Genomic DNA, 7220 nt, shown 5'->3' with positions numbered 1-7220 from the left:
TGGCGAATTCGGTGATGGCCGACGGCTCCCAGGGGTCGTCGAACCGGCACGCGGGCCTCGGCGCGAAGATCTGCTCGGGGACGAGTCCCGTAAACAAGCGATGCATGCCGGTGACCGGATCGCACACAGACATGGCGGCGAAGGTGTCGCCATGGTAAGCGCCGCGCAAGGCGAGCAGACGGTGCTTGGCCGGCCGCCCGCGCGCCTGCCAATACTGGAGGGCCATCTTGATGGCGACCTCCACGGCGACCGATCCCGAGTCACAGAGAAAGACCTTTTCGAGAGGCGCCGGGGTCAGACCCACGAGCCTGCGCCCGAGATCGACCGCCGGTCCGTGCGTGAGCCCCCCGAACATCACATGCGCCATGCGCCCCAACTGCGCGCTCACGGCGTTATTCAAGACTGGGTGGTTATAGCCATGGATCGCCGCCCACCACGAACTCATGCCGTCGACCAACCGCCGCCCATCGGCAAGTGTCAGCCGCACGCCATCGGCCGCCACCACCGGCCACACCGGCGCGCCCACGGCCGCATAGGGATGCCAGAGGTGCGTCTGGTCGAAGGCCGTATCCCACGCCCAGTCGCGGGACTCGGGTCCGCCCTCCCGGGCACAAGCGTCGGGCGCACGACTTACCATGGGAGACGCACGCGATCTCGTCGCGCAAGCGAGACCTGCCTCATGCGCCATCCGTCACCGCGCCGCGGCTCGCTGACGAGACGAGGCGCGCATATTTGGCCAAGGTCCCGCGTGTATAGCGCGGCGCCGGAGGCACCCAGAGGGCGCGACGGCGCGCAAGCTCCTCTTCCGCCACGTCGAGCTGCAAGACGCGCCGCTCAGCATCGATGATCACGCGGTCACCATCGGCCACCAAAGCGATCGTACCGCCGACCGCAGCCTCCGGTGCCACGTGTCCCACCACCATGCCATAGGTACCGCCGGAGAACCGTCCATCGGTGACAAGGCCCACGAGGTCGCCCAGACCCTGCCCGACGAGCGCGGCGGTAGGCGAGAGCATTTCGCGCATGCCCGGGCCACCGCGCGGCCCCTCATAGCGGATCACAACCACGTCACCGGCCGTTATGCGCCGCTCCATGATGGCGGCCATACACGCCTCCTCAGAGTCGAACACACGTGCCGGACCGGTAATCCTGGGCGCCTTGATGCCGCTGGTCTTGGCAAGCGCCCCTTCGCCGGCGAGATTCCCCTTGAGGATCGCCAGATGACCATGCGCATAAACCGGCCGCTCCCAAGGCCGGATCACGTCCTGATCGGCACGGGGGCACTCGGGCACGTCCCGCAGGACCTCAGCGATTGTCTGTCCGGTCACGGTCAGCGCGTCGCCATGCAAAAGACCGTGCGCCAACAGCATCTTCATCACCTGCGGCACCCCGCCCGCGCGGTGCAGATCGGTGGCGACATAACGGCCGGAGGGCTTAAGGTCGCAAAGCACCGGCACACGGCGACTGAATTCATCGAAGTCATCCATGGTCAGTTCCACGCCGGCGGCGTGCGCGATCGCCGGCAAGTGGATGACCGCGTTGGTGGAGCCGCCCAAGGCCATAAGCACCGCAAGCCCGTTCTCGAAGGCCTTGCGCGTAAGGATGGCGCGCGGCAGCCGCCGCGCCTTTATGGCCTCAACCAACACCTGCGCCGACTGCGCGGCGCTATCGGCCTTTTCGGCATCTTCGGCTGTCATGGTCGCGGAGTATGGCAGGCTCATGCCCATAGCCTCGAACAAGGCTGACATCGTGTTGGCGGTGTACATGCCGCCGCACGACCCGGCGCCGGGGCAGGCCTTGCGCTCGATCTCGTGCAATTCCTGGTCATTGATCGCGCCGGCGATACGCGCGCCGACCGCTTCAAAGACGCTGACGATGGTCAAATCGCGCCCGTCATGGTGACCGGGCTTGATCGTACCCCCATAGACGAAGACCGCCGGGATATTCAGCCGCGCGATGGCAATCATGGCGCCCGGCATGTTCTTATCGCAGCCGCCGAAGGCCAGCACCCCATCCAGGCTCTGGCCCGCGCAGACGGTCTCTATCGAGTCGGCTATGACCTCGCGCGACACGAGCGAGTACTTCATGCCCTCGGTGCCCATGGAAATGCCATCCGAGATGGTAATGGTCCCGAACATCTGCGGCATGGCCCCGGCAGCGGCCAAGGCCGCCTCACCGCGCGTAGCAAGAGGTCCGATCCCCATGTTGCAGGGCGTGATAGTGCTATGGGCATTGGCCACGCCCACGATGGGCTTTGCGAAATCACCATCCTGAAACCCGGTGGCGCGCAACAACGCGCGGTTGGGGGCGCGTTCTATCCCGGTCGTAACGACACGGCTTTTTTGATTGTCAGACATAGCGTTCTCCTAAAAACAAGGGTCGAAATTCCTGCCGCCGCGGGCCCAACGGATACTGGCAGACGGCCCGCCGTCGGCCGACATAAAGAAGTATCGGATCAGTCGGCCAGACGCCACGCGACGGCCTCCCCGGCCCGCAACGGCACGAGTACGTCGGCGCCGGCGGCTATCGTAGGTGGGACTTGCCACGGCTCCTTTATGAGTGCGACCCGGTCTTGATTACGTGGCAGCCGGTAAAAGTCAGGACCGTGGTGACTTGCAAACCCCTCCAGCCGGTCGAGCGCATGGGCCGCCTCAAAGACCTCGGCATAGAGCTCCAAGGCAGCGTGCGCGGTATAGATCCCGGCACACCCACAAGGCGACTCCTTGGCATGCCGGGGATGCGGCGCGCTGTCGGTACCCAGAAAGAATTTCGGATGGCCACTGGTCGCGGCGGCCACCAAGGCGCCGCGATGCTCGGCGCGCTTCAAAAGCGGCAGACAGTAATGATGGGGCCGCAGACCTCCCACAAAGAGGGCATTACGATCAAGCAATAAGTGGTGGGCGGTGATAGTGGCCGCCAAGGTATCCGGACCGGCACTCACGAACTCGACCGCGGCGCGGGTCGTGATGTGCTCCAAAACCATGCGCAAACCCGGGAACGCACGCGTGAGCGGCAGCAAGTGGCGCTCGAGGAAGACCGCCTCGCGATCGAAGACATCCACCGCGGCGTCCGTGACCTCGCCATGCAAAAGCAAAGGGAGACCGAGACGCTCCATGGCCGCCAACACCGGATAACAACGCCGCAGATCCCGTACACCCAGCGCGGCATGGGTGGTGGCGCCGGCCGGATAGTACTTGACGGCATGCACGACGCCGGAGGCTTTCGCCCGCGCGATTTCCTCGGGCCGCGTCGCCTCGGTGAGATACAGCGTCATCAAAGGCGCGAAGCGTGCGCCCGCGGGCACGGCCTTCAGAATCCGCGCGCGATAGGCCAGGGCCTGGTCGACCGTGCGCACCGGGGGATCGAGATTGGGCATGACGATGGCACGGGCGAAGCGTCGCGCAGTATCCGGTACCACCGCGGCCAACATGGCCCCGTCGCGCAGATGGACATGCCAATCGTCGGGGCGTGCGAGGCTAAGACACGGGGTCGGCGATGGATCTTGCGGGCTATCAGGCGCCAACGTGGGACGCCGTGCCTCCGTGTCTACGCAGTCACTCACACGCCCTCCCTGGGGCGCGCCGATCGCACACCATCGGCCGCAGTGCCTGCCACATGGCTGATGCTAATGCCCTGAAGTTTGAGGTCTCCATGAAGGTTAGGGATTGCAGATATCGCAACGGGCTGGATCAGCTTGCGCGTGGTCTTCGCGGTCACGTGTGACCCGGTGCCCACATTTAAGACAGCCATGGACCTCGGCGCGTCTCTCGCGCGTGGGCGCACCGCACGCCTGGCAGGGTAGACCGGCGATCACCTCCACCGTCCAGAAGCCCGGGGTACGGCAAACGGGGCATAGGGAGGCTAGGCGTCGTCCGAGATCGACTGCGGCGAGCCGGATATTGACGAGGCGCGTGGGGTTTGCATAGGCGCGTAGATCCACTTCGACGAACACGCGCCCGCTCGACGACTGCGCGGCGGCCTCCTCAAAAGCTGCCTTGAATCCCGACCAGTCGGCGATCCCCTTGCGGATACGGGTATCACTGTCGTGGTCGGGCCTTAAGACCAGATAATGGTCGGGAAAGCGTACCGCATGCGCAAACCGCTCGGCGTCCTCCCAGCCCGCCGCCAGGATCTGGGCGCTGTTGGCGCGACCCTGCGCCATGCCGACCACCTCGAGCCCCAACAAGTCGTCCAGAAAAACCAGGAATTCCACATTCCACGGAAACATGCCCGCAAACGGATCGACGGTGAAGGATCCCTCGCTGGCGAGCCCGACGGGAAGCCCCGAGAGTTCCATGCCGATCCGCGCCTTGCGGCGGGCCGCCTCGATCTGCGTACCGGCGCGCGGGATATCGCGCGTGAATTTCCCGAGGAGATCGGTGTCGTATCCAGTCACCCGCTCGACCAAGCAACCCACGAAACCCTCGAGGACCGGGGCTACGATCCGCTCCTTGCCATGTTGAGTCAAAAACGCCGCGCGCTGCCCCCGGTAGAGACTTCGGGGCGACGAGGCATGAGCGGCCATGGGCCCGTTTAGACTCACGACACTTGCTCCCATCGCCCGTCCCGGGCGCGCAAGAAGAGGCCGCCGGCCTCGCTGTCCATTTGAAACAGAAAGAGCCAGCCGTGCTCGACTACGCTGCGCACGATCTCGTGACAGGCCAGGACCTCGTCCATCCGCGCACGGGGTGCCTCGACGAAGGCGTTCAGACGCATCGGCTCGTGGGCCCAATGGCGACCGTCAAATAACGACTGGATCGGGAGACCATTCCTCAAATCGCCGCCCGCGCCCTCCAACACCCCGATGCACCCCCCCACCCTATTGTGTAGGGTCTTGTTAGCGCCACCGAAGCGCTTATGGTCGACCACGGATGCGTAGTACCCCATATTCATCCAGTGGGCCGCCATCATAGGGACGGTCATGATGTATCGCAGAATCTCGAAATCCGCATCCCGGCGCCACTCGTAATCTTGCAGAAATGCGCGGCCATCCAGGGCTACACCCTCCGTGCGGGCGCGCGGCGCGGCGATAAAAGCGGCATTGCCGACAAATTCCAGCTCACAGGCGCCCCGCAAGCGTTCCTGCGGACGCCATCTGGCCGCGTCGCTCTCGGGCTGCACCCCGAACGCCGGCGCGGCGGGTGCCCGAATGCGTTCTTCGCGCGCGTGAGCGCCCGCCTCCTCCAGGACCGCACGGAGGCCCTCTAAATCCTGGGCGTGCGTCGTCTCCCATGGTGCGGTATCGAACAAAACGACTTCATCGCGCGCGCTATGGTAGCGCGCCGCCACAAAGCCGGTATCCGCCGGGATCGCAATGCCCTCCTGCACAAGCCGCGCGCGTAATGCGCGATCATTCAGCAAAGCCGCCACTGTGCGCGCATCCATACCGCCGGCCCACTCCCCGCCGGACGACCCCACGCCCTGCGGCGTGTGACCCAGGAGCGGGCCGTGATCGACCAGCAACACCAAGCGCGCAAACCCATCCGTCAAGGACATGAAGCGGAGCATGGCCGAGGCGACGGCACACCGGTCGCCGTCGGCGATGGCCGGCGCCTGCCCTCTGGCCGCGCCCTGCCTCAACACCTGCGCAAACGGCATGACGTGGCGCACGACCCCCATGAAGGGATCGAAGGGGGCGCCGGCAAACGCCAGGCCGCAGAAGCCGCTGAATCCCAGGGTCCGGATCTCCGGAGCGACCGCCTCCAGGGCGCGGCGAAAGACCTCCAAACGATTATTCATGCAAAAGACCGCCTGCACCGCGACACGACCCCGCCCGACATGACGGTCAGGCCGCTCCCCGCACGCCGCGAGATCGGCGACAAGACGCCGACGGTACCCGAGCTCGAGCGCGGTCTGGAGGACCGAGTCGACCTGCACGTCAGGCGTCATGTGCGCCGAGGGTGTCGGCGGCAGGGACTGCAGCGCCGTCTGCCAGGCGACACCCAGTCGCGGCCCCTGGGTGGCGCGAAAGAGGATGAGTTCCCAGGCCAGCCGGATGGCGAGCAGATCCTCGATGTCCGCGCGGCCACGGGCCACTTTGTGGCGCGGGCGCGTATCCTGCGCACGGGTCGCCCACCCGCCGATGTCGAGAAGCGCGGCATGGCAATAATCCGCGACATAGGCATCGGGGACGGCGAGCGCCTTCAGGACGCACGCGATAGATTCCAGCGGCTGCCGGGGCAGCCCTGCGACCATGTCCGCTACCCCCTTAAGCCCCATCGCCCAGGGGCTCGCATCGAGCCTCGCGAACTGGAGCCATGCGTCGTAGAGGGGCTCATCGCGCCAAGGCAGCGGCCATACGGCCTGACCCGTATCAAAGTAGGCGGCTGCGAATCGACTGATGGTCTCGACACAGAACGCCGCCCACGGCCTACTCGGATCGACGCGCCCCAAGACATGCAAGACGAGCGGAATTCTCTGCACAGGCGGCGCACCGTCGTGCGCCAATAGTCGCGCGGCGTACTGCTCGTCGGATGGCAGGCCATGCGCCGCCAAGGCTTCGGCGACGTCGCCGCGCGTGATGCGGCCGCTTTCGATCTGTTCCCGGTAATAGCGGCGTGGCATGGTGAGCGTGGACCCGGCGACCCGCATCAGGGTGAGCACCGCCTCCTCGAAATCCAGATGACGCAGCCCGAAGTAAGGGTTGACGGCAAGCGATGCATCGAGCGGCCAGGCGGGCGCAAGCCTGTCACAGGCTTCGCGCACCGCGACACGCCAAGCCTGCCGATCGCGGATCACCGGGGCTTCGTCGGTCATACCACGACAACCCGCCCGGGATCCCTCGCCCTCGGTCCGGATGGTCCCTAGGGGGCCATCCATGGCGGCCCCTCCCTACCAGGATGGGGCGCCAAGCCGACGAGGCGGCTCGCAAGGACCACGAAGAACACGGACACCCATGGTTCCATCGACCGCTGCGCTGTTCCTGTTGGCGAGATCCTGGTCACGGACTTGGGCTCTCCGGCCGCACCGCCTATCGCGGCAAACGCAGATACTAGAGACCCCAAAGAATAATAGACACTTAATATTAACAATTATGAGGATTTACTATGGTTAATTCCCGATCGCGGCACACCGACTCTGCCCACGACCAAGCCTTTCACGCATCATATTCTGGCTATCTGCAAAAAATGGTGAGAAACGCACCGCGTCCAATCAGCTATGATCGCGCGCGGCTCCCGGCTAAGAGCGCTTTCTTGGCTTACTGCGGATAACCGGTCTGC

5 protein-coding genes are annotated in these 7220 nt (G+C 65.4%); all 5 read right to left on the bottom strand.

From position 1 onward, the window contains the following. Positions 1 to 637: aminotransferase class III-fold pyridoxal phosphate-dependent enzyme (locus ACYCTF_RS08810; protein ID WP_461284787.1), on the bottom strand; the 637-nt coding region annotated here is incomplete at its 3' end. 40 nt (positions 638 to 677) lie between these two features. Continuing rightward, entirely contained in the window at positions 678 to 2357 is a 1680-nt protein-coding gene (ilvD, locus tag ACYCTF_RS08805; protein WP_461283168.1) for a dihydroxy-acid dehydratase, read from the bottom strand. 98 nt (positions 2358 to 2455) lie between these two features. After that, positions 2456 to 3523 (bottom strand): dihydroorotase, encoded by a 1068-nt coding sequence (gene pyrC, locus ACYCTF_RS08800; protein WP_461283213.1) that lies wholly within the window; start codon positions 3521 to 3523, stop codon positions 2456 to 2458. Positions 3524 to 3658: 135 nt separating this feature from the next. Then, a complete protein-coding gene (locus ACYCTF_RS08795; RefSeq protein ID WP_461283214.1) occupies positions 3659 to 4525 on the bottom strand; it encodes a DUF6671 family protein in 867 nt (288 codons plus the stop codon). A gap of 14 nt (positions 4526 to 4539) precedes the next feature. Further along, complete coding sequence (locus ACYCTF_RS08790; protein ID WP_461283169.1) at positions 4540 to 6756, bottom strand: putative inorganic carbon transporter subunit DabA; 2217 nt, start codon at positions 6754 to 6756, stop codon at positions 4540 to 4542. Positions 6757 to 7220: the final 464 nt, after the last annotated feature.

The organism is Acidiferrobacter sp. (assembly GCF_054609335.1).
Note: the sequence above shows the minus strand (reverse complement) of the source record. Positions and strands in the feature narration are given on the sequence as shown.